This window comes from Bradyrhizobium sp. (assembly GCF_035484855.1).
In the GTDB taxonomy this organism is placed as follows: domain Bacteria; phylum Pseudomonadota; class Alphaproteobacteria; order Rhizobiales; family Xanthobacteraceae; genus Bradyrhizobium.
Genome location: NZ_DATHOP010000113.1, coordinates 23512 through 45117, shown reverse-complemented (window position 1 = coordinate 45117; position 21606 = coordinate 23512). Strand labels below are relative to the sequence as shown.

Here is a 21606-nt window from a genome sequence, read left to right as displayed (position 1 = left end):
CTGACAGGATATGGCGATCTACGAACTCGACGGGCAGGGCCCCGATCTTCCCGCTGACGGCAACTATTTCATCGCCGACACCGCCACCGTGATCGGCAAGGTGCGCCTGCACAGTTTCGCGAGCGTTTGGTTCGGCGCGGTAGTGCGCGGCGACAATGAGTGGATCGAGATCGGCGAGAACGCCAACGTGCAGGACAATTCGACCTGCCATACCGACATCGGCTATCCGCTGACGATCGGAAAGAACTGCACGGTCGGCCACAACGTCATCCTGCACGGCTGCACGATCGAAGAGGGCGCATTGGTCGGCATGGGCTCGATCGTCATGAACGGCGCCCGGATCGGGCGCGGCAGCATCGTCGGCGCCGGCTCTGTCATCACCGAGGGCAAGCAATTTCCTGAGCATTCGCTGATCATCGGTGCACCGGCGCGTGTGATCCGTACGCTCGAGCCGGCGCAGGTCGCGGCGATCGGTGAGACAGTGGGTTTCTACGTCGGCAACGGACCGCGCTTCAAGAAGGGCCTGAAGAAGATCGGCTGACCCCGATCGCTTCAGTCGTTCCCGGAGTCGCCCGCTTCGCTGTCGCCTGCGATGCTTTCGTGCCCGGCGGCCCAGAGCGAATGCTGCTCGCTGCCGTCCTGATACGGGTTGGCTCCGGCCGGGAGGCCATTGCGCGCAGCTTCCTCGCCCTGCTCGAACGGATCCGGATCAGTCGTCATGGTTTCGTTTCCTTGATGCAGCGGCCTTCGCTGTTTTCGGCAGCGCCGCGCTCTTGCGCAGCGCGTCCTTCAGGTCGACCGGAATGCCGTGCTTCCTGAGCAGGTCGGCGAACGCCTCATCCGCCAGTTCCTGAATGGTCGCCATCCGGTCGCGCCCGAGTTGCTTCAGCTTGTCGAATGTGTCGTCGTCGAAGGCGATCAGTTTACGCACGCGTGCGCTCCTGCGGTTCTCGTCGGTTCCAACTACGCAACCGCAAATGGCTTCTCCGAGGTCAGGACGCGCGCGACTGCGCGCACCCGCCATACTCAATCAACTCAGCACATTATATTTCTTGAACCAGGCCTGCATCTGGTTCCAGCCATCCTCGGCGGCTTCCTTGCGGTAGCTGGCGCGGTAGTCGGCATGAAAGCCGTGCGGCGCGCCCGGATAGATCTTGAACTCGGCTGTCTTGTGGGCCGCCGCGAGCGCGGCCTTCAATGCCTCGACGGTCGCAACGGGAATGCCGGTGTCCGCCTCGCCATAGAGGCCCAGCACCGGCGCCTTCATGTCGGGAGCAAGCTGGGTCGGGCTCTTCGGCCAGAGCGGGTTCGGCGGATCGACCGGTGGACCGTAGAACGCGACCCCCGCCTTCAGCGCGTCACTATGGGCCGAATATTCCCACACCGTGCGTCCGCCGCGGCAGAATCCGATGATGCCGAGCCGGCTGGTATCGCCGCCCTGCGACTTGGCCCAGGCCACCGTGCTGTCGAGATCGGACAGCAATTCGGCGTCCGGCTTGGAATTCACGATCGGCAGCAGCTGCGGGATATCCGTGATCTTGGTGAGATCGACGCCCTTGCGGAAGTAGTAGTCCGGCGCGACCGCGAAGGCGCCGAGCTTGGCAAGCCGCCGCGTCACGTCCTTGATGTATTCGTGCAGGCCGAAAATCTCCATCGCCACCAGCACGACCGGCGGATCCTTGACGCCGCTCGGACGCGCGAAATAGCCGGGCATTTCGCCGTCGGCCACCTTGATCTTCGCATCACCCGCGGTGAGGCCGTTGGTGTCGGTGGTGATGACGTCGGCGCGGACCGGTCCGGCGGCCAGCGTATAGCCTGCGGTGACGGCGGCCGAGGCGGTCATGAAGCCGCGGCGCGACAACGGCGCGACTTTTGTCAATCCGACGACATCGGATGTCAGCATGGGTTCGGCGCTCATATTGGTTTCCCCTCGGTTGTTGGCGCGCGCATTGAGCAAACAATCGCGGTGGAAGGCAAATCACCAGCCTGCGAGGACCGCCGAAGCCCTGGCCGATCAGCTGCCGGGCTTGAAGTAAAAATCACCGGTCAGGGAGGAATGATCCCACGGCACCTGCTGCTCGTTGGTCGCCCGGATGACGTCAGCGCGAACCCGCGTCAGCATCGAGCGGATCTCGAGCCCGGGGGTGCGGATGTATCGCAGCATCGCCGCGGTGAACGGGCTGTTCTTGCCGGAGCCGTCGAGCGCCACGGTGTCGGGGCTGGTGGCAAAGGTGATCAGCGTGCCGATACCGGCGTTGAGCTGGGCGAGGCCCTGGCCGACGGAGGCCGAGCGCGACGCTCCGAGCGATCGCGCCAGCGTTCGCGACAACGGATTGTCACGGCAGGCATCGAGGAATACCAGATTGACGCGCTTCTCCGCCTCCATGTCGGAGATCACGGTGGAGACCTCGATGGCTTCGACGCCGAGCGAGGAGGGACGTTCGAGTTTCGCATCGACCGGAATGAGATAATTCTTGCCGGCCACCTGCATGCCGTGGCCGGCGTAATAGAGCAGGCTTACGCCAGCGCCGGGAAGCGCTGCGCCGAATTCCTCGATCTTGCCGCGCATCGCGGTGCTGTCGAGGTTGTAGCCTTCGATCACCTTGAAGCCGAGATCGCGCAATGCGCCGGCCATGTCGCGGGCATCGTTGGGCGGATTCGGCAGCGAGGTGACGTTGGTGTAGGCGCCGTTGCCGATCACCAGCGCCACCCGCGGGCCGCGAGGGGAATCCTGCGACGTGCCGGCTGCTGTGGCCGGCCGGTCCGGAGAAGGCAGTGCTGCAACCGGCGCCGTTGCCGTTGACAATGCCGCCAGCCGTTCGCGCGCGGTTTCGAGGGAGGCTTTCGTGGTGGTGTAGTTTCCGGGCGGACGCTTCAGCGCGGCGTCATAATCGGCCTTGGCCCGTTCGATATCGCCGCGCTTCTCGTAGGCGAGCCCGCGATTGACATAGGCGGGCGTCAGGGTCGGATCGAGCCTGATGCCCTCGTTCAGATCGGCGAGTGCGCGATCCATGTCCCCCCGCCGGCGCCAGGCCTCGCCGCGGTTGGAATAGGCCGCGGCGAATTTCGGATTGATCCGCAGCGCCTCGTCGAGGTCCCGGATCGCGCGCTCATAGTCGCCTTGCATGCGATAGATGAAGCCGCGCGTGTTGAAGGCAATGGCAGCCTTGGGATTGATCCGGATCGACTCGTCGAGATCGCGGACGGCGCGCTCGTTCTCGCCCTTGGCCAAATCGGCAAGGCCGCGGCCGTAATTGCTGTACCAGTCGTTCGGATTGATACGGACGGCCTCATCGTAGTCCTGGATCGCGCGGTCGTAATCGTTCTTCTCGCGGAAGGCGTCGCCGCGGTTGGAATGGATGCCCGAATCCTTCGGGCTGAGCCGGAGCGCCTCGTCGAAATCGCGAATCGCACGGTCCAGATCGCCCTTGCCCTTGTAGGCAAGCCCCCGACCGTTGATGGCGAAGGCGTTTCTCGGCTCGATCTGCAGAACGTCGTCGAGATCGCGAATGGCGCGATCGTAGTCGGCCTTGGTGCGATAGGCGTTGCTGCGGTTGACCAGCGCGACGGTGTTTTTCGGATTGATCCGCACCGCTTCGTCATAGTCGCGGATCGCCCGATCGGGGTCGCCCTTGCGTTCGAACGCAAAGCCCCGGTTGTTGAAGGCAACGGAATTTCTCGGATTGAGCACGATGGCGTCGTCGAGATCGTGGACGGCGAGGTCGTAGTCGCCCCTGGTGTTGTAGACGAAGGCCCGGTTGACGTAGGCGGCGGCCCGCTTTTCCTCCGACTCGCGCCCGCCCCGGTCGAGAATCCGGCCGCAGGCGGCGATCCGGTCTTCGCCGTCGCCTCTGCTGCAGACGGCCTGATCGCGATCGCCACGCGCGTTCGCCGACGAAAGCGTGCCGGCACCGACAAGCAGGAAAAGCGCCGCAAAGCCGGCAAGCCGAGAACTGGCAAGGAAAGGTTTGCACATCGAAGCTGCCCCAATAGCATGGATGTCCAAGAGTAACGCGAGATTAGCAACCCGCGACTCCCTGACAATCGGTAGCAGCGGTTGAGCGGCTGCTTCTGTGCGTTTGGTCACAGTCGATGGGGATAAAAAAACAAGGCCGTCGGCGCAGTATAACGCTAACGGCCTTGCCAGCCCCGGACATTGAAATTGGCTCGCGCCATCCGGTGAACTTCACACTGCCCCGGGAATTCATGGGCGCATGTGATCCATTTCACATTCGACGCAAAAAAATGGCGATGGGCCGCTCTACTGCCGGGAACGAGGCCCGGCGATCGGCATGGGGCCGAGCCCCCGGCCGCGTTTCAGCCGTGCGATCCGGTGTGCCTGTGGCGGGCCGCCGCCCGAGATCGGGTTCTGAGCGGCTTGTTGCGGGTCGAGGCGGGCGCATCGGGGCCCTGGACGCTTGCGAAAGACTGCCGCAGGCCGTCGATCGCCTCGGTGAGGCCCGAGACCTGCTCGGAGAGCCGCCGGGTCTCGGCCTGCTGCGCGGCAAGTTGGCGCCTCACGGTCTGCAACTGATCCTGAACGATCTGCAATTGGTCGATCGATTCCTGCTGGGTGACTTCCAGGCCCTTGGTCTTCTCGACCAGCTGCTCGGAAGTTTGCGCGGTCCTGGCCTGCAACTGGCGGGCGGCAACGACGCGATCCGGTTCAGGGGTCGTGCCGGTGTAGGCGCGCCATAACGTGATGGCGCCGATGCTGAGCAGGAGCACGACCAGCGCGCCCGCAGCCAGCGCGATCGGCTGGGCGCCGATATGCGCGATGCTGCCGGTTCTCGTATCCTGAGGTGTGACTTCGATCATGCCCTCAAAAGCCCGCCGGACCCGAAACTCCACCATACCTAGCATAATGGCCGGCGCCAGGCCCAGCCAAAACAGTGGCCGTGGCAGCGCAAAAAGGTTGTCGGCGGCCAACGGGAAGGGATAAGCCGTGGTCGAATTCCTCCAAGGCTTCATCTCGCATGAGGGGCGCGATTCGGTTGGAACGGCAATCCAGAAGAAGCTGCGGAAGCTGCACGGCATGCTGCGACGGCTGGTTGCAGATTGAGGTGCGCGGACATCGCGTCCGGCGCGGCGAGCCGTGTCCGTTCAGTGTCGAACACCGGTGTTCGATCTACAGCGAACGGCCGCAGCATCCGTGCCGCGAATTCGTGTGCGGGTGGCTGGCCGATTCCAGTCCGCTGCCGGAATGGATGCGCCCCGACAAGTCCGACATGATCATGCTGGCCGCCAACTTTTTCTGGCACGGGCTGCCGGTCGACGTCATCGTCGCGGCCGGAGACCGTCCGAAGAAGAAGGCGCTGGACTGGCTGATGAAGTTCAGCTCGGAAAACAAGCGGTTATTGATCTATCAGATCGAGGAAGACTGGTTCGCCTTCGGACCGCCGGCGTTTCAGGCCGAGATCTCGGAGCTCTTCGCGCGTGGTGAAAAACCGTGGATTGACTGACCGCTCGATCGCGGATCGACCGCTCGCACGTTCCACAACTAAAAATTGTCGCTGGGCGCAGTGGATTTGGCTTTGCACATCAAGACCGAAGGCGCGGCTTCGATGGCATGTGTAATTCAGCATGAACGCGCAGGAAATCGCGGCATTGTGATGGGATGTTTCTAATTGTTGCAATGCAGCAGTACCAATGTACCATTTTTGCGACACGTTACGAATATTTCATTAACCAAGCTCCGCCGCCTTCCATTTGGCATTTGGTATACACTACGCTTCCCCTCGCACAGAAGTTGAATGGACTTCAAGCGTGGGGGCACATCATGCGGAATAAGCTTCTTTCAGGGACGGCATGTGCCGCTCTCTGCCTGGTCTCGTTTGGCAGCGCGGCGCGGTCGGCGACGCTCGATGACGTGATGGCGCGGCTTGACAAGATCGAGAAGGAAAACGCCGAACTACGCGCGAAGGTCAAAGCCCTGTCCGCTGGAAGGCCAGCCGTGGTGACGCCGGTAGCCGTTGCGCCGGCTTCCACGGATCCAAGCAAATTCACGGGCAATCCGGTTCTGCATGGCGCCGTCGCTACTTCGCCAGCGCCGCTCCCGCCGCCGGGTCCGAGAATTGCCGGCATACCGGTAAAGGCAGGTCCGCTGACGCCATTGATCGACAACACCACGGTCACGCTTTACGGGTCGATCGACGTCTCCGGGGACATCTTCAATCCGTCGGTTTACGATCAGGGGACAAAACTCGGTATCGCCAGCAACATCTCGAGCTTCGGCATCCGTGTCAGGCATAACCTCACGCCCTACGGCTGGGATGGCTGGGCGGTCGTGGCCCAGTTGGAATCCCAGGTCGATATCGCTTCAGCTCCAACCGAAAAAGCCGCGCTGGGCACACGTGACAGCTTCGTGGGGCTGGAGGGTCCGTGGGGTTCCCTCAAGGCCGGCAAGAGCGATACGCCCTACAAGAAGGCCACAGCGGCCATGGATCCGTTCTCGCGAACGCTCGGCGACTATAATTCGATCATGGGCAATACCGGCGGCGACAACCGCGCCGAGTTCGACTGGCGCATGGACCACGCGGTCTGGTACGAATCGCCGATCTGGAATGGATTGCAGTTCAGCGCGCTGTTCTCGCCCGGCCAGAATTATGCGCAGGACAACAGCGACTACTCCTACGGCGACGCCTACCAGTGCAACGGCGCGTCGGCGCGCGGCAGCGGCAGCAACTTCCCCAACTCGAGCGGCGCCATTCCCGGTCTGATCGGCGGCAACGGCTGCACCGACGGCTCCTATGGCAACGCCTACAGCGCCTCTCTGACCTACAAGAACGGTCCGTTCAACGCGCTCGCCGCCTATGAGCTCCACGAAGGCGTCAATCGTCACGGCGACGACGGACTGGAGCCGGGCCTGATTGCGCCCGTCTTCCTGGCCGACGGTTCGCAGGTCTTCACCGGCGTTCACAACGAGTGGGCCGCGAAAATCGGCGGCGGTTACCACTTCAATGATGGCCTCGGCGATCTCCAGCTCAATGCCTTCTACGAGTGGCTGCGTCGCGACGTGACCCCGATGGAAGAACCGTTCAACGAACGTTCCCGCGATGGCGTGTTTGCGAGTGCGACGCAGCGGATCGGGAAGTGGGCCTTGAGCGCGTCTTACGCCCACGCCTTCCGAACGCCCGGCAATCCGGCGATGTTGAGCGTCAACGATCCGGTTCTTGCTCCCGCCGCGACCTTGCAAGGGAACCTGTTCGACGACTCCGCCAACCAGTATGCGGTCGGCGCCCGCTACTACTTCAACGATTGGGCCAGCTGGTACATTGTCGCCTCCCAACTCACGCAGGGTCCGGGTGCGCACTACTGTCTCGGCGCCAGCGGCCATGGTTACCAGGTCTGCTCTCGCGATGCTCTCAACGACACCATCGGCGGCGCGACGATCAGCGCGGCGACTACAGGCATGACGTTCAATTTCTGAACGCTTGCGAATATTGGATGAAGGGGGGCCTGGTGACAGGTCCCTCTTTTCTCGTCTCTATACAATGCCACCGCGAATTTCGATTCCCGCGCTGTCGGGTCGTGGCGCGGAAAGCCCTGATAAATTGATTTGGCCAGCCTCCTAGCCAGGGATAAAACCCCGGTGGACGCAACAAGTGTTATGGGGGAATCTGACGATGGACATGCACCCGCCGCCGGCCATCGTGCAACTTGCGCAGGCCGAGGTCCCACCCCAGGCGCCAGTCGAGCCGACACCGATCGAGGTCGACGTTTCGAAATATATCCCGGATTCGGCAACCGCGGTGACGATGATCGTGACGCTGACTCCGCCGACCGGTCAGGCCCTCGTTTATGCCGCCGGCCGCGAGAAGGACGGGACCGTGTTCAAGGGGCCGCGCTCGATCGACGAAGTCAAGCTCTCCGGTCCGACGATATATGTGAAGCTCTATGGAGCGACGAGTTTCGATATCCAGTACACCAACTATCGGCTGCCATCTAACTAGATGCTGCGAGCTTTCGCTTGAAAACGGATGACGCCGTGGGACATCCGACGCCGGAACAACTGCTGCGAGAGGCCCTCGCCGCGCAGCGCAGCGGCGCGATCGGAGATGCGAAGCGGCTTTATTCCTCGGTCCTGAGGATTGACCCGACCAACGCGGCGGCCTTCGGCAACCTTGCGATCATCGCGGCACAGCAGGGCGATCTTGCCGGCGCGGAGCGGATGTTCCGTCACGGCATCAAGCTGCAGCCTGATGATGCGGCGGGTCATAACAATCTCGGCTCGGTGTTGCAGCAGCAGGGCAGGCCGGTCGAGGCCATCGTGGCTCACCGGCGGGCCCTCGATCTCAAGCCGAACTACGCCGAAGCCTATTTCGCAATCGGCAATGCCGAGAGGCAGCAAGGCCGGTTCGAGGAGGCGATGGCCTCCTATCGCTCCGCTATCGCGGCGAAGCGCGGCTATGCCGAAGCCTACAACAACCTCGGTGTGCTGCTTCAGATGCAAGGCCAGCTCGAGCAGGCCGCATCGGCCTATGGCGAGGCGGTCGCGCTGCGGCCGGTCTATGCGGAGGCCCAATTCAACCTCGGTTGCGTGCTGCATCTTCGGCGGGAACTAGATGACGCCGAAGCCGCCTACCGTCGGGTAATCTCACTCAATCCCGGGATCGCCGCCGGCTACAACAATCTGGGAACCGTGCTGAAGGACCAGGACCGGCCCGAGGAGGCGGTCACGGCCTTTGACAATGCGATCGGGTTGAAGGCCGATTTCGCCGAGGCTTATTACAATCGCGGTACGGTGCTGCAGCAGCAGGGCAGGCTGGAGGAGGCGCTCGCGGACTACGGCCGGGCCGTCGGGCTTCGAGGCGATTACGCCGATGCGATCAACAATGCCGGGATCCTGCTGCAGGAACTTGGGCGCGCCACTGAGGCGATCGATCTCTATCGGCAACTGCTCGAGCGGATGCCCGCGCATGCGGACGTCTGCAACAATCTCGGCACCGCGCTGTTGGCGGATGGCCGGCTGGACGAAGCGCGGGTCGCGTTCGAACAGGCGCTGGCGCGCAAGCCGGATTTCCCGGAGGCCTCCTACAATCTGGGGAATGCCTGGCGCGAACTCGGCAATCTGAGCGAAGCGATCGAGTGCTACCGCAACGCGTTGCGTCTGCGACCCGATGACACCGATGCGTTCAGCCAGCTGACCTATCATCGCGCCCAGGCCTGCGACTGGCATGATTACGACGAGGACCAGGAAAAACTGCTCGAGATGGTGCGGCGAGGGGTTCGCGTTCCGCCGTTTTATCTGCTGTCGACGCCGGCCTCATCAGCGGATCAATTGGTTTGCGCCGAGAACTGGATCGCGCCGATCCGCCCGCCGCGGCAAGCTGTTTTCCAGCATCGGCCCGCGGCTCCGCGCGAACGCATCCGTCTCGGGTACCTTTCCGGGGATTTTCACCAGCACGCCACCGCGCAGCTAATGGCCGAATTATTCGAGCGCCATGATCGCGACCGTTTCGAGGTCATCGGATATTCCTACGGTCCCGACGACCACGGCCCGATGCGCGCCCGGCTTGCCTCCGCGTTCGACCGCCTCGTCGATATCAGCGCGCTGCCTCACCGCGAGGCGGCCGCGCGCATCCACGCCGACGAAGTGGACATCCTGGTCGACCTCAAGGGTTATACCCATCAGGCGCGTCCGGCGATAGCGGCGCACCGGCCGGCGCCGGTGCAGATCAGCTATCTCGGCTATCCCGCCACCATGGCGGCCGATTTCATCGACTACATCATCGTCGATCCGTTGGCAGTGCCCACTAGCCAGCAGCCTTTCTTTTCGGAGAGTCTGGTCCATCTACCCGGCAGTTATCAGGCCAATGACAGCCGGCGCGAAATCGCGACCAAACCCACGTCGCGACGGGATTGGGGACTGCCGGAGGTTGGGCTGGTGCTTTGCAGCTTCAACAACAGCTACAAGATCTCGCCGGCATTTTTCGATGTCTGGATGCGGCTGCTCGGCTCAGTACCCGGCAGCGTCTTGTGGCTGCTGGAGACCAACGCGCTGGTCGCGGGCAATCTGCGCTCGGAAGCGAGACGTCGCGGCATCGATCCGGCGCGGCTGATCTTTGCGCCACGCGTAGCGCCGGCCGAACATCTCGCGCGTCACCGCCATGCCGATCTGTTTCTCGACACCTTGCCCTGCAACGCGCATACGACGGCCAGCGACGCCTTGTGGGCGGGATTGCCTCTCCTGACCTGCAGCGGAAACACGTTTGCGGGCCGTGTCGCGGGCAGCCTGCTGACGGCGGTCGGCCTGCCGGAACTGGTCACGGAATCGTTCGAACACTATGAACGGCTGGCACTGAGCTTGGCCCGCGATCCGCAGCGCCTGATCGCGTTGCGCGAGAAATTGCAGAAAAACCGCGACGCCAGTGCTTTGTTCGACGCGCCGAAATTGACGGCGAATATCGAAGCGGCGTACTTGCGGATGTGGCAAGCTTGGCTTGCCGGCGAGGCGCCGGCCGCATTTTCCGTCGAAAGCGCGTGAGCGGGAAAGGATGACGACCATGTGGATGCGAACCATCGCCGCGCTGGCGGCCATTTTCGTGCTCGGGTGCGGCAACGGCTGGGCGAGCGCCCATCACGCGCCAAGACATCATCGCCATCAAGCGGTTGTCCGATATCAGGAGCCGCCGGTGTTGCCGCCGCCCTATTATGGCGGGCGGTTGGTGATGCATCCCGCCGAGAACATCGCCTGCGGCACGCCGTATCGGTCCACGCGCGCGCTGCCGTGCGATCAGCCGGTCTGGGTCTATGGCAGTCCCTGCGAGGTCGATCTCGGCCTCGGGCGCTATCGGTCGTGCGATTGGCACTAGCTGGACGAGGATCCGTCGTTTTCGGGATATCGCCATGAATGCGGGCCGCTTGGAACAGACGCTCGCAGCGGCGATCGCGCAGCATCGCGCCGGGCGTCTCGCCGAGGCCGAGCGGCTCTATCGGCTGGTCTGCGATGCCGATCCGAACAATGCGCGCGCATTCCATCTGCTGGGCGTGGTCGCCCATCAGCTGAAGCGCGCGGACGCGGCATCGCTGGTCGGCCGCGCCATAGCGCTCGATCCGAACTCCGCCGAGGCGCACAACGACCGCGGCGTGATTCTTGCGGCCAACGGATTATCAGCGGATGCCCTGTCCTGCTTCGAGCGTGCCGTGGCGCTCAACCCCTCCTACGGCGAGGCGCGCAACAATCTGGGGCGGGGATTGTGCTCGCTTGGGCGCTTCAATGAGGCGCTGGTGCAGTTTGAATGGGTCCTGAAGAGCGCGCCGGATTCGCCCGCCGCGCACTTCAATCTGGCTTCGGTGCTGCAGCCGGCCGGGCGGGCGTCGGACGCCGAGGCGCATTTGCGCCGCGCCATCGCGCTACGGCCCGATTTCGTCGATGCGCACCTTCATCTCGCCTCGCTGCTTCAGGAGATGGGCCGGCAGCCCGAGGCGTTCGTGCATGCGGAACGCGCGGTCGCGCTGCGGCCGGACAGCGCCGGCGGGCGCAACAATTTCGGCAATATCCTGCGCGCGCTTGGCCGGCGCGAGGAGGCGATCGCGCAATACGAGGCGGCGCTCCGGATCGATCCCGACTTCTTCATGGCGCACTATAATTGCGGCATGGCGCTGCGCGGCGAGACCATGATCGCGGAGGCGCGCGCCCATTTCGCCCGCGCTCTTGCGCTGCGGCCGGATTTTCTCGAAGCCGAGCTCGCGCTGTGCATGGCGGAGCTTCCGGCGCTTTATGAAAATGAATCCGAAATCAACGAGCGGCGCGACGCTTACGCGAGCCGGCTTGCCGCCTTCAGCGCGGACGTCGAAAGCGCCCGCGCGCCTGCCATGCTGTCGGAAGCGATCGGTTCCCACCAGCCGTTCTATCTGCCCTACCAGGGACGCAACGATCGCGAGCTTCAATCCCGGTATGGCGCGCTGGTCTGCGAGATCATGGCGGCGCGATATGCCGCGCCGGTCTTGCCAAAACCGCCGGATTCGCATGAGCCGATCAGGCTCGGCATCGTCAGCGGATTCTTCAGGCAGCACTCGAACTGGAAGATCCCGATCAAGGGATGGCTCAAAATGCTGGACCGGGAGCGGTTTCACGTGTCCGGCTACTACACGGGCGATGAACGGGACGGCGAGACCGATGCAGCGGCAGCCCTGTGCCGGCGTTTCGTGCACGGCCCGATGTCGCTCGACGCCTGGCGGCGCACCATCCTGGACGACGCGCCCCATGTCCTGATCTATCCCGAAATCGGCATGGACAAGGTTTCAGCGCAGCTCGCAGGCCAGCGGCTCGCCGCCGTGCAATGCGTTTCCTGGGGTCATCCGGTCACCAGCGGATTTCCGACCATGGATTACTTCATCAGCAGCGACCTGATGGAGCCCGCGGGCGCCGCCGATCATTATGGCGAGCAGCTGGTCCGGCTGCCCCATCTTTCGATCCATTACGAGCCGTCGGAGGTCCCGCCTGCGACGACCGACCGGGCCCAGCTCGGGCTGCGCGGCGATGCCGTGGTGTATTGGTGCGGCCAGTCGCTGCCAAAATACCTGCCGCAATATGACGGGGTGTTTGCGCGCATCGCCGCCGAGGTGCGCGGCAGTCAGTTTGTCTTCATCGAATTCGCAGGTGGCAGCCGCGTCACCGCGATGTTTCAGTCCCGGCTCAAACGCGCCTTCAAGGCGGTCGGCCTTGACGCCAGCGACCACTGCGTCTTCCTGCCGCGGCTCGCGCCGGATGGTTTCGTTGCCGCCATCGGGCAATGCGACGTCGTGCTTGACAGCATCGGCTGGTCGGGTTGCAACTCGATCCTGGAGAGCCTGATCCACGATCTTCCGATCGTAACGCTCGCCGGCCAGTTGATGCGCGGGCGGCACGCCGCCGCCATTTTACAGATGATGGGCATCGGTGAGACCACGGCGAAAACGATCGACGATTACGTTTCAATCGCCGGGGCGCTCGGCCGCTGCCCGGACAGGCGGAGCGAACTATCGGCCCGGATCGCCGACACTAAATATCGGCTTTATCGCGATCGCGATTGCATCGCGGCCCTTGAGGCTTTCCTGGAAAGCGCGGTGCGCGGCGGCGGCGCGGCGTAAGGTTGCGGCCGGCCTTTGGGGGAAGAAGGTCCGCTGGTTCTGAAGCCGATGCGAGGTGAGGCGAATGTTCGATTCGGTAACGGAGAGTGATTAGCGGTTGCTAGTTCCGTATTAATATTGGTAGGGTTGTAGTGATTTCGGAAGCCTGCGTTTCTCGCAATAGTTCCCGGACTGGAACCTGGGAACTTCCGCCCTCGTGTGGCCTAGGAGGGCCGATTGCGAAACGGGTCAGGGTCAACCCTCATCACTCTGTGCAAAGCACTGGGCGTGAGCGCATGCGGTTTGCTCGCCGTCTATTTTGGATGGATCGGAATCTATCCCACCACACCCTCCGACCCGGACCTGACAGAGCTTGTTCAGCAGGCGCGCTCGATTGCTGCCGCCTGGCGCCATCTGGCGGCGGAGCCTGGTCGCAATCCTTATCTACTGAAAGACCTCGCCTGGTGGGACGGCGCTGACGATCTCACCCCCTACCTCGGCACATTGCCGGTGCCTCCTGGTCGGGTGGTCTCCGCTTCCACGGGAGTCACGCGTTGGTTTCCCGTTCTTCTGGAAGATCCCGCCATCCTGACAACCAACGAAGGCCGGCGGCCACCCGAGGGCAGGGAAGTATCGGGCTTCGTAGCCCCACTTGAACCGTCGAATCCCTCGCTTTGTCGTGCAATTGCTGCGGCCGCGGGCAAAGCGTGGGAATCGCCGCGAGAAGTCTCGAATTACCGTAAGTGGGGGGAGGCTGCCGGTCTGGCGCCCGGCGAATTCGCTTGTATCTGGTTTGATACAATGAAGGTTGGCAAGTTCGTTCCCGGCAATCCCGCGTACTTCATCATGCGCGTTCTCTAGAACGATGCTCTTTAACAGCTACCCGTTTGTTGCGGTTTTCCTGCCGATTACTCTGGTCGGCTATTACCTCCTGGGACGTCTCAATCATTCTGCCGGCCTGGCGTGGCTCGCCGGGGCGTCACTCGTATTTTATTACGCCGGAGCACAAGCCAATCTTTTATTGATCGTCGCATCCATCGTCATCAACTTCCTAGCAGCGCTTGCAATTTCCCGCGCGGCCGAGCGCGTTCGTTTCTGGCTCGCGACGGTTACGATCGTTGCCAATGTTGGCCTGATCGCCTTCTTCAAATATTCCGTACTTTTCGTCACCACGTTGAATGCGCTGACAGGTGAGCAAGTTGCATGGCCTGCGATCGTGCTTCCGCTCGGCATCTCGTTCTGGACGTTTCAGAAGATCGGCTATATCGCGGATACATACCGATCTCCGTCATCCGCGATCCGGAATGTGTTAAAATACATCGTATTCGTGCTGTTTTTTCCCCAGCTGATTGCCGGCCCCATCGTTCACCACAAGGAGATTGTGCCGCAGCTCACGCCGCAAATCACCTCACGTATCGACTGGAACAATATCGCTGTCGGCCTCACCATTTTCATCATCGGCCTGACGAAAAAGGTTCTTCTGGCCGACAACGTCGCCGCTTATTCGACTCCAGTCTTCACCGCTGCATCCGATGGGATCGATCTGACTGCCTTGGAGGCGTTGACCGGGGTGCTTGCGTGGACCTTGCAGATCTATTTTGACTTCTCGGGATACTCGGATATGGCAATCGGCCTGGCTCGACTGTTTGGGATCAAGCTTCCGCTGAACTTCAATTCTCCTTACAAAGCCGCAAGCATCGTCGAGTTCTGGCGCCGGTGGCATATGACGTTATCGCGCTTTCTGCGCGACTACTTGTATATTCCCCTCGGTGGCAATCGTCGGGGAATGATCGACCGCTACGCAAACCTCATGCTGACAATGCTCATCGGGGGTTTGTGGCATGGCGCTGCCTGGACATTTGTGGTCTGGGGCGGTTTGCACGGGTCGTATCTGGTCGTAAACCACCTTTTTATCGCCGCAAGGAAACGGCTGTGGATTCCGCAGGTCTTGCCGCAATCGGCGTCGCGCCATGCTGGACGAGTTCTGACGTTCGTGGCGGTCGCGTTCTCCTGGATATTTTTCCGCGCTGAAAGTTGGGCTGGCGCGCTCAATCTGGTAGCGGCATTAACGTCCCGGAAGACCGCCTTTCCCAATCACGTGATAGCAAATCCGAGCATCGCATGGACATGGATCTGCGCCCTTCTCTTGCTGGTGTGGCTTGCGCCCAATACCCAGGAATTCATGCGCCATCATGAGCCTGCGTTCGGTTGGCGTGACTTCAAGGATTCTCGCCACCTACTTGCTTGGAATCCAAGTATCGGATGGGCGGCCGTTTCGGCCTTGCTGGTCGTCGCTTGTCTGCTGAGCCTGTCCCAGCCGTCCGAATTCATCTATTTCAACTTTTGACCCATGAGCCAATCAGGACGATACGTTGTGAGCTTGCTGGCATTCCTGGCATGCGTGATTGCCGCGGGCGAACTCTATTGCCGATTCTCCCCGCGATTCCTCGAGGAGCATCAGGATTATATTCGTGAAATCATGAATGCAGACGCGAAGAATGCCGTATTCGGGGATTCTCACGTCGGCTACGTGTCGCGCATCCCCGGCTATGCATTTCTCGGTTTTCGGGGACAGGATCCCGAAGAGTTGTTGATGTTGGTGAAATACCTTTATACTTACAATCGCCCAGGAAACATCATCGTCATCGCGTCGCCGCAGTGGTTCGGTCGCTATCACAGCGAGAATGCGCCTGTCCTCTCGGAGGGCTCGCTGCCCAACAGGTGGCTGCCGATTCCGCTGTTGATCCTTTCAAAGAATTTTTTGGCCTCGATTCGCGCCAATGCTCAGGCAGATCTTCTGAATTTGGCAGTTCAAGCCGTCAGAGCAGATGAGCCTGAACAGATGCTCGATCCCAAAGCAGCTCTCGCGATCCTTGGGAGAATGCCGCAGGGCTCCGATTGGTCGACGGTTCCCAAGGACGTTCGATTCGCTTTCACATCGACGAGGGTCCAGGCCCATAACCCCACCGACAATTTTGCATCAAGTGCCGCTGCAGGAGCCTATGAAGAAGCATTGCGTTTTCTGATGACGCGCGGCGCCAAACTGTGTCTCTACCGCACGCCTGTCACGAGCCTCTACCTGGACTTGGCGTATCGCATCCCAGGTACGCGATTTGCCGAGTTTGACGACTATGCTGCTCAGCTGGCCAGCCGGCTGGGTGTCAAGCGCGTCGATTTTCACTCATTGCCATATTCTTTTGCCGATCGCGCCTTTGCCGATCAGGATCACCTGCTGGACGCCAGCGCAACCGAGTTATGGCCCTTGGTCGAGCAAGCTTGCTTCCATTGATTGAGGGGCGGTCGTTGGCATATTTCATCGTCGAATTTTTCGGTGCCGTCGCCAACGGTCATCGGCGGATTCCGCGAAACTTTTGAAACATAACGATTTCGCGGTTCTTGCGGGGGCACAAGAAGTTGCGGCCAGCTCTTGGGGGAGAGCTGGCCGCGCGCGAACCGGTCTGGGACGGGGAGGGGTGGGGATGTGACCGGGTCGCGTGTCCTTATGTTCCGTTGCCTGTTATCGGGCGCTGGCGGTCGAGACCGCCGGGCGGCTGTCGCCGAGCGAGACCCAGACGTTCGGATCGCCCTGCGACTGACGCTTGACGAAGCGGTATCCGGTCTCCGTCCAGGCCACGACCTCCTCGTTCTGGTTGTCGAGAATGAACTCGCCCTTGTCGGTTTTCACCGTCAGCACCGCGTGGCCTTCGCCTTTCTTGTCGCGCACCACCGTGATCAGCAGCGCCTCGCGCGGCCAGCCGGCGTCGATCAGCATCTTGCGCTTCAACAGCACGTAGTCCTCGCAGTCGCCGTAACCGTCGGTCGGGATCGACCATTTCTCGATCACGCCCCAATGATCCATATCGGTCATCGGCTTGATTGTTTCGTTCACCCAGCGGTTGACCTTCAAGAGATCGCGCCATGCCGCCTGCGACATCACGATGTCGCGCGGCTGTGACGCGCCGCCGCGGCACTCGCCGGGAGTTTCGGCGCAGAATTCGACCCAGCCGATCGGCGCCCGCGTGACGTCGCCAAGGCTGGCATAAAGTACGCGATCGTCACCGGCCTTCGCCGACGCAGTCAATCCGATCAGGACGGCGGCGATCGCCAATCCTTTTCCCTGTCCCCTGAACCCGAACATTGTGGCCCCCGTTTCTTGTTGGGACCACGTTTCACACAAAGGTTTTGCGTCGCCGCTAAGTTATCCAAGTACAATTGAGACGAACACAAGTAAAACTATTCGACAGTTCGATCTATACTTGAGTAAAATTCGAATAGAATTTTAAACAACTGCAATTGATTCAAATTTTAGGGGTTAACGCGGCAAAGCCCGCCGCTACGGAACTTGCGGTGCCGAAGGCTCGCCGCATTAACTCTGGAAGCGGTCGCGGCAAGCAACCACAGGCCGCCGCCTTCGACGCAGATACGCCGTTGGTCCGTCAGAAATGCGGGAATTTGCGGTCGTCAGCGCTTTACCTTGCGGTAACGCTGACTTCGGTGAGGCGAGGGAAGCCTGGCGGGATGCGAAGTTCGTGCATCCATGGCGGCGAAGTGCGGGCGAGTGAGGGTGGGTCGATCTACCGCGCGGTAACGCTGTCTTCGAGCGTGTCTTCCAGCTGCGGGTGGACGAATTCCAGTGCAAAACCTTCCTCGAGGTTTCGCACCACCCGCGCCTGGACCTTGCCGAGCATCACCAGCGATTTCAGCGGCGGGCGGTTTTCCGCGGCGATCGCAGCGCCCGACAGCGACATGTCGATGATCCGGCAGGTCATCTTGGTGCCGTCTTCCAGCGTCAGCAGCGCGATCGGGTTGCGCGGGATGATGCGGTCGTGGCGGCGGTCCTCGGGGAGGTTGAGGATATCGCGGTTGGCAAGCCAGGTCAGTTGGGCTGCGAGCTTGTCGCGCTTGCGGGCGGTGGCGCCGACCGTCATGGCAAAGCCGTTGTCGATGATGCGGGTGATCTTGCCCTCGACCCGGCCGATATGGTCGAGATAGGCGATCACGCGGTCGCCGACATTGCCGATGCCGGGCGCCAGCAGCGCCAGCCCACCGGGCGACATGTTAATAATCTGGCAAGGAAATTCGCGCCGGTCGGGGAGCATGTAACGGCCGAGCAGGTGCACCTTCACCCGCTGAAAGCGCCGACGTTCCTCGGCGGCCGGAAGGATCGATTTCTTGCTGACAAACGCCATCTTCGCCACCCGACAGCCGGCTTTTCGGTGTCGCCCGACCCTACGGCGGACAAGGTTAATGAGGGGTTAGCGGGAGGTGCGGCAAGTATGGGCAATCACGCCGGGCCAGGGATAGTTGCCCGAATGCGGTTGAAGGCCCACAGCAGCGGCGGACACGCCAGCAGCACCGCCGCGCCGTAATCGAATGCCGCGCTCGCGCTGCCGGTCCATTTGGCACAGGCTCCGCCGACAATCGGGCCCAGCATCATCGTGGCATAATAGAGCGTATAGAAGATGCCCATGCCGATCGCGCGCGTCGCGGGCGCCAGCACGCGGGCGGGCAGGCTCAGGATCGGCCCGGCGGGCTGGCCGCACACCAGTCCGAGCGCGACAACGGTTGAGACCACCGCGCCGCTGCGCGGCAGCGCGATCATCAATATCGCGAACAGGATACAGCCGCCGACCAGAACCCATTCGGGCCGCCCGCTGCGATCGGCGAGATAGCCGCCGGCGGGGACGGAGATCACCGCCAGCCACAGCACGATGCTGATGATCGATCCCGCTGCCGATATCGACCAGCCGCGCTCGACCAGCAACGAGGGACCGAACGAGAAGATCATCGCGAAACCGACATTGTAGAGGCCCCAGATCAATCCCGCCGCGACGACGGCGATGACCGCCTGCCGATTGAGGCGGGCGGATGGCGCGGCTTGAGTCACGGAACTTGCCGGCGACTGATACGTCGCAGCCAGCAGGACGAACGCCAGTCCGATCAGGGCGGCGACTGCGAGATACACCGCGCCGACACCGTCAGCCGCGCCGATCGAGGGCAGCGTCAGCAGCGCGATGGCGACGCCGGCCGGCCACGAGTTGACGAAGATCGCCATCGCGGTGGCGATCTCCTTGCCGGCAAACCAGTCGGCGACCATTTTTGTCATTTGCACATTGAGCAGGACGCCGCCGGCCCCGGCGATCAGCCGTCCCGCGATCTGCACTGTCCAGGCACCGGACAGCGCCATGGCGAGACCGCCGATCAGCATCAGCTGCAGGGCCGCGAGCACCATTGGCTTGTCGCCAAACCTTCTTCCGATCGCGCCGCCCGGCAACGCCAGCGCCACGCCGGGCGTAAAATACAGGCCGATCAGGATGCCGATGTCGGCAAGGCTGACGCCGAACGTTTGCCCGAGCAGAGGTGCTACCGCGGCGACGCTTTGAAACTGAAAACCCATGGTGAGGCGAACCGTGAACAGCACGGCAAGGATGAACCAGCGACTGCGCAACGCCTCACTCCCGATGAAATGGCCGCGCAACCTGAGGCGCGGCGATGCCGCTGTCAATCGCGGCACGACGGCAGGCCCGCGCATTGGCATTGCCATCGGCTTCACATAGACTCGCTTCGCCCACGTACTGAAAATAAGTGTATCCCAACAAAGAGCCCCCCATGCTCCCCTCGCAGCGCGACCTTTTCGAGATGCCGCGCGACATCTGCTATCTCAATGCGGCTTCCTGGAGTCCGTTGCCGCTGCGCAGCCTGGAAGCCGGCCGAGTTGCGGTTGGGCGCAAGGGCACGCCGTGGACGCTCGACGCTGGCTTCGCCAATCGCCAGCACGAGCGCGCGCGGAGTGCCGCCGCCCGACTGATCAATGCCGAACCCGACGACGTCGCGCTGATTTCCTCGGTGAGCTATGGCGTTGCGACGGCTGCAAAACTGTGCGCGGTGGCCCGCGGCGCCCGCGTCCTTGTGCTGGAAAACGATCATTCCTCGCCGGTGCTGGAATGGCGGACGCGCGCAGACGCCGGCGGTTTTGCCGTCGAGACGGTTTGCCAGCCGGACGATGGCGACTGGACCTCGGCGGTGCTCGCGACAATCGAACGACCGGGCGCGCCACCGATCGGCCTTGCATCGATCTCATCGGTGCACTGGTCGGACGGCGGACTGATCGATATCGAAAAGGTCGGTGTGGCGTTGCGCCGGCAGGGCACCATCTTTCTGATCGATGCGACCCACGGCGCAGGCGTGTTGCCGATGAACGTCAAGCGCCTTGATCCGGATTTTGTGATTTTTCCGACCTACAAGTGGCTGCTCGGTCCCTACGGCCGCGCTTTTATCTATGTCGCCAAACGTCATCAGGGCGGTCTGCCGCTGGAGCAGACGGCGTTCGGCCGCCTTGACGTGCGCGCCGAGAATAAAATTTATTTCGCCGACACGCGCTATGTCCCCAATGCACGGCGCTTCGACATGGGCGAGCGCGATCATTTCATCTCGATGGAGATGGCGGCGATCGGCATGGAAATGGTGACCGAGTGGGGCGCGGACGCCGTGGTGCAGCGGCTCGCCATGCTGACGGACCGTATCGCGGAGGGGCTGCGTGATATCGGCGTCGGGCTGCCGGACCGTCGCTTGCGCGCCCCGCATATCCTCAGTCTCGGCTTCAAGGAGGGGATGCCGGCGGGACTGGTCGAGGGACTTGCAACCAAGGGCGTCCATGTCGCGGCGCGTCTCGGCCGGATGCGGATTTCGCCGCATGTCTATAATGACGAGGCCGATGTCGACCGCTTCGTTGCTGTTTTGGCGGAGCGGCTGCGGTCCTAAGCCAGTCCCTCATAGACCATGAAGCCGCGCGCGATCTTCAGTTTGCGCAGCGCGCGGGGAACCAATGCTTGCGGGGGATGGTCGAGATAGCGCCACGAGGTCAGTGTGAGGCTCCCTAGCCTGGCGTGTTCGCTGTCGAATGGCGCCAAAAGCCCGGTCAGGCTGATCGGCGTGTGGGCGCGGGCGTTGAACGGCAACAGCAGCAATTCCAGATGCGCCCGCGAACCGTCGTCGGCGGTCGCGGTGATGCCGGCTACCGCCGCCAGCATTTCCTCGGCGACCACTGCGATGATCTCCTCGATCTCGCGGCGGCCGCTGCCCTCGAACAGCGCTGAAAAGCTCTTGTCCTTCAGGTCGCAGCCGAGCAGGGCGCAAACGCGGGTGCCGGCGACGCGAAACGGGTGGCCTGAATTGGCGTCATAGGAGAGGACAAAGATGTCGCCAAGCAGTTCGCGCACCGCGCCGGGCTCGATCTCGCTGCGGTCCGGCGCCCGCGCGCCGGCGCGCTTGCCGTCCCAATAGGCGAAGAACGCGCGATTCGACGGATGTTTCATGCTGCAGCCTTGCCCCGGTGCCCGTCTGGCGGGACATATCTGTCCCGCTTTCGAGCACGCCTGTTCCCTTCACTGTCTTGCAGGAGGTGCTTTGCAGCGTCCATGCCGGAGCCGCATTTCGGGGGGCGAGGCGGCCGGTTTGCGCCGTTAAGGTTAAATTAACGATGTTGTTTCCCCTGCGCGGGGGGATGGCTAGTGTCCGCAGCGATCCCTCGCCGGTTCTCTCCAGGTTGCGGCG

The 21606-nt window shown here is 62.5% G+C and carries 20 protein-coding genes; 11 read left to right on the top strand and 9 right to left on the bottom strand.

The features are described 5' to 3' along the window. Positions 1–10 precede the first annotated feature (10 nt). The gene (locus VK804_RS13505) at positions 11–541 is read left to right on the top strand and encodes a gamma carbonic anhydrase family protein (protein ID WP_325371322.1); all 531 of its coding nucleotides are present in this window, start codon (positions 11–13) and stop codon (positions 539–541) included. An 11-nt stretch (positions 542–552) separates the two neighbouring features. Here the strand turns inward: VK804_RS13505 and VK804_RS13500 are convergent, their stop codons facing one another. The 5 genes from VK804_RS13500 to VK804_RS13480 form a co-directional block, all read right to left on the bottom strand. Then, the gene (locus VK804_RS13500) at positions 553–720 is read right to left on the bottom strand and encodes a hypothetical protein (RefSeq protein WP_325371321.1); all 168 of its coding nucleotides are present in this window, start codon (positions 718–720) and stop codon (positions 553–555) included. Next, positions 710–931 (bottom strand): hypothetical protein, encoded by a 222-nt coding sequence (locus tag VK804_RS13495; RefSeq protein WP_325371320.1) that lies wholly within the window; start codon positions 929–931, stop codon positions 710–712. The genes VK804_RS13500 and VK804_RS13495 overlap by 11 nt, the downstream gene beginning before the upstream one ends. Before the next feature lie 99 nt (positions 932–1030). Next, positions 1031–1918 (bottom strand): dienelactone hydrolase family protein, encoded by an 888-nt coding sequence (locus VK804_RS13490; protein WP_325371319.1) that lies wholly within the window; start codon positions 1916–1918, stop codon positions 1031–1033. A gap of 96 nt (positions 1919–2014) precedes the next feature. Next, on the bottom strand, positions 2015–3976 hold the full coding sequence (locus tag VK804_RS13485; RefSeq protein WP_325371318.1) for a tetratricopeptide repeat protein: 1962 nt from the start codon (positions 3974–3976) through the stop codon (positions 2015–2017). 341 nt (positions 3977–4317) lie between these two features. Beyond that, the gene (locus VK804_RS13480; RefSeq protein ID WP_325371363.1) at positions 4318–4818 is read right to left on the bottom strand and encodes a hypothetical protein; all 501 of its coding nucleotides are present in this window, start codon (positions 4816–4818) and stop codon (positions 4318–4320) included. Between the two features lie 176 nt (positions 4819–4994). Here VK804_RS13480 and VK804_RS13475 point away from each other — a divergent pair, with 176 nt between their 5' ends. The 9 genes from VK804_RS13475 (at position 4995) to VK804_RS13435 (ending at position 16342) form a co-directional block, all read left to right on the top strand. Then, the gene (locus tag VK804_RS13475) at positions 4995–5462 is read left to right on the top strand and encodes a hypothetical protein (protein ID WP_325371317.1); all 468 of its coding nucleotides are present in this window, start codon (positions 4995–4997) and stop codon (positions 5460–5462) included. Positions 5463–5635: 173 nt separating this feature from the next. Beyond that, positions 5636–7429, top strand: a complete 1794-nt coding sequence (locus VK804_RS13470; protein ID WP_325371316.1) for a porin — start codon at positions 5636–5638, stop codon at positions 7427–7429. A gap of 196 nt (positions 7430–7625) precedes the next feature. After that, a complete protein-coding gene (locus tag VK804_RS13465; RefSeq protein ID WP_325371315.1) occupies positions 7626–7952 on the top strand; it encodes a hypothetical protein in 327 nt (108 codons plus the stop codon). Between the two features lie 17 nt (positions 7953–7969). After that, the gene (locus VK804_RS13460; RefSeq protein WP_325371314.1) at positions 7970–10486 is read left to right on the top strand and encodes a tetratricopeptide repeat protein; all 2517 of its coding nucleotides are present in this window, start codon (positions 7970–7972) and stop codon (positions 10484–10486) included. A 19-nt stretch (positions 10487–10505) separates the two neighbouring features. Then, a complete protein-coding gene (locus VK804_RS13455; protein ID WP_325371313.1) occupies positions 10506–10814 on the top strand; it encodes a hypothetical protein in 309 nt (102 codons plus the stop codon). A 34-nt stretch (positions 10815–10848) separates the two neighbouring features. Next, positions 10849–13074, top strand: a complete 2226-nt coding sequence (locus tag VK804_RS13450; RefSeq protein WP_325371312.1) for a tetratricopeptide repeat protein — start codon at positions 10849–10851, stop codon at positions 13072–13074. A 282-nt stretch (positions 13075–13356) separates the two neighbouring features. Beyond that, positions 13357–13914, top strand: a complete 558-nt coding sequence (locus VK804_RS13445; protein ID WP_325371311.1) for a hypothetical protein — start codon at positions 13357–13359, stop codon at positions 13912–13914. Positions 13915–13918: 4 nt separating this feature from the next. Next, a complete protein-coding gene (locus VK804_RS13440; protein ID WP_325371310.1) occupies positions 13919–15400 on the top strand; it encodes an MBOAT family O-acyltransferase in 1482 nt (493 codons plus the stop codon). A 33-nt stretch (positions 15401–15433) separates the two neighbouring features. Further along, on the top strand, positions 15434–16342 hold the full coding sequence (locus tag VK804_RS13435) for a hypothetical protein (protein WP_325371309.1): 909 nt from the start codon (positions 15434–15436) through the stop codon (positions 16340–16342). Between the two features lie 228 nt (positions 16343–16570). Here VK804_RS13435 and VK804_RS13430 read toward each other — a convergent pair whose 3' ends face one another. From VK804_RS13430 to VK804_RS13420, 3 genes are all read right to left on the bottom strand, one after another. Further along, positions 16571–17191, bottom strand: a complete 621-nt coding sequence (locus VK804_RS13430; protein ID WP_325371308.1) for a transglutaminase-like cysteine peptidase — start codon at positions 17189–17191, stop codon at positions 16571–16573. Positions 17192–17627: 436 nt separating this feature from the next. After that, positions 17628–18242, bottom strand: a complete 615-nt coding sequence (locus VK804_RS13425) for a PilZ domain-containing protein (RefSeq protein WP_325371307.1) — start codon at positions 18240–18242, stop codon at positions 17628–17630. A 95-nt stretch (positions 18243–18337) separates the two neighbouring features. After that, entirely contained in the window at positions 18338–19501 is a 1164-nt protein-coding gene (locus VK804_RS13420; RefSeq protein ID WP_325371306.1) for a CynX/NimT family MFS transporter, read from the bottom strand. A 161-nt stretch (positions 19502–19662) separates the two neighbouring features. On the opposite strand from VK804_RS13420, the gene VK804_RS13415 reads away from it, so the two are divergent. After that, positions 19663–20814 carry an aminotransferase class V-fold PLP-dependent enzyme gene (locus VK804_RS13415; RefSeq protein WP_325371305.1) on the top strand — a complete coding sequence of 384 codons (1152 nt, stop codon included), beginning with the start codon at positions 19663–19665 and terminating at the stop codon, positions 20812–20814. On the opposite strand, the gene VK804_RS13410 is transcribed toward VK804_RS13415, so the two are convergent. After that, positions 20811–21368 carry a PAS domain-containing protein gene (locus VK804_RS13410; protein WP_325371304.1) on the bottom strand — a complete coding sequence of 186 codons (558 nt, stop codon included), beginning with the start codon at positions 21366–21368 and terminating at the stop codon, positions 20811–20813. The genes VK804_RS13415 and VK804_RS13410 overlap by 4 nt on opposite strands. Between the last annotated feature and the right edge of the window lie 238 nt (positions 21369–21606).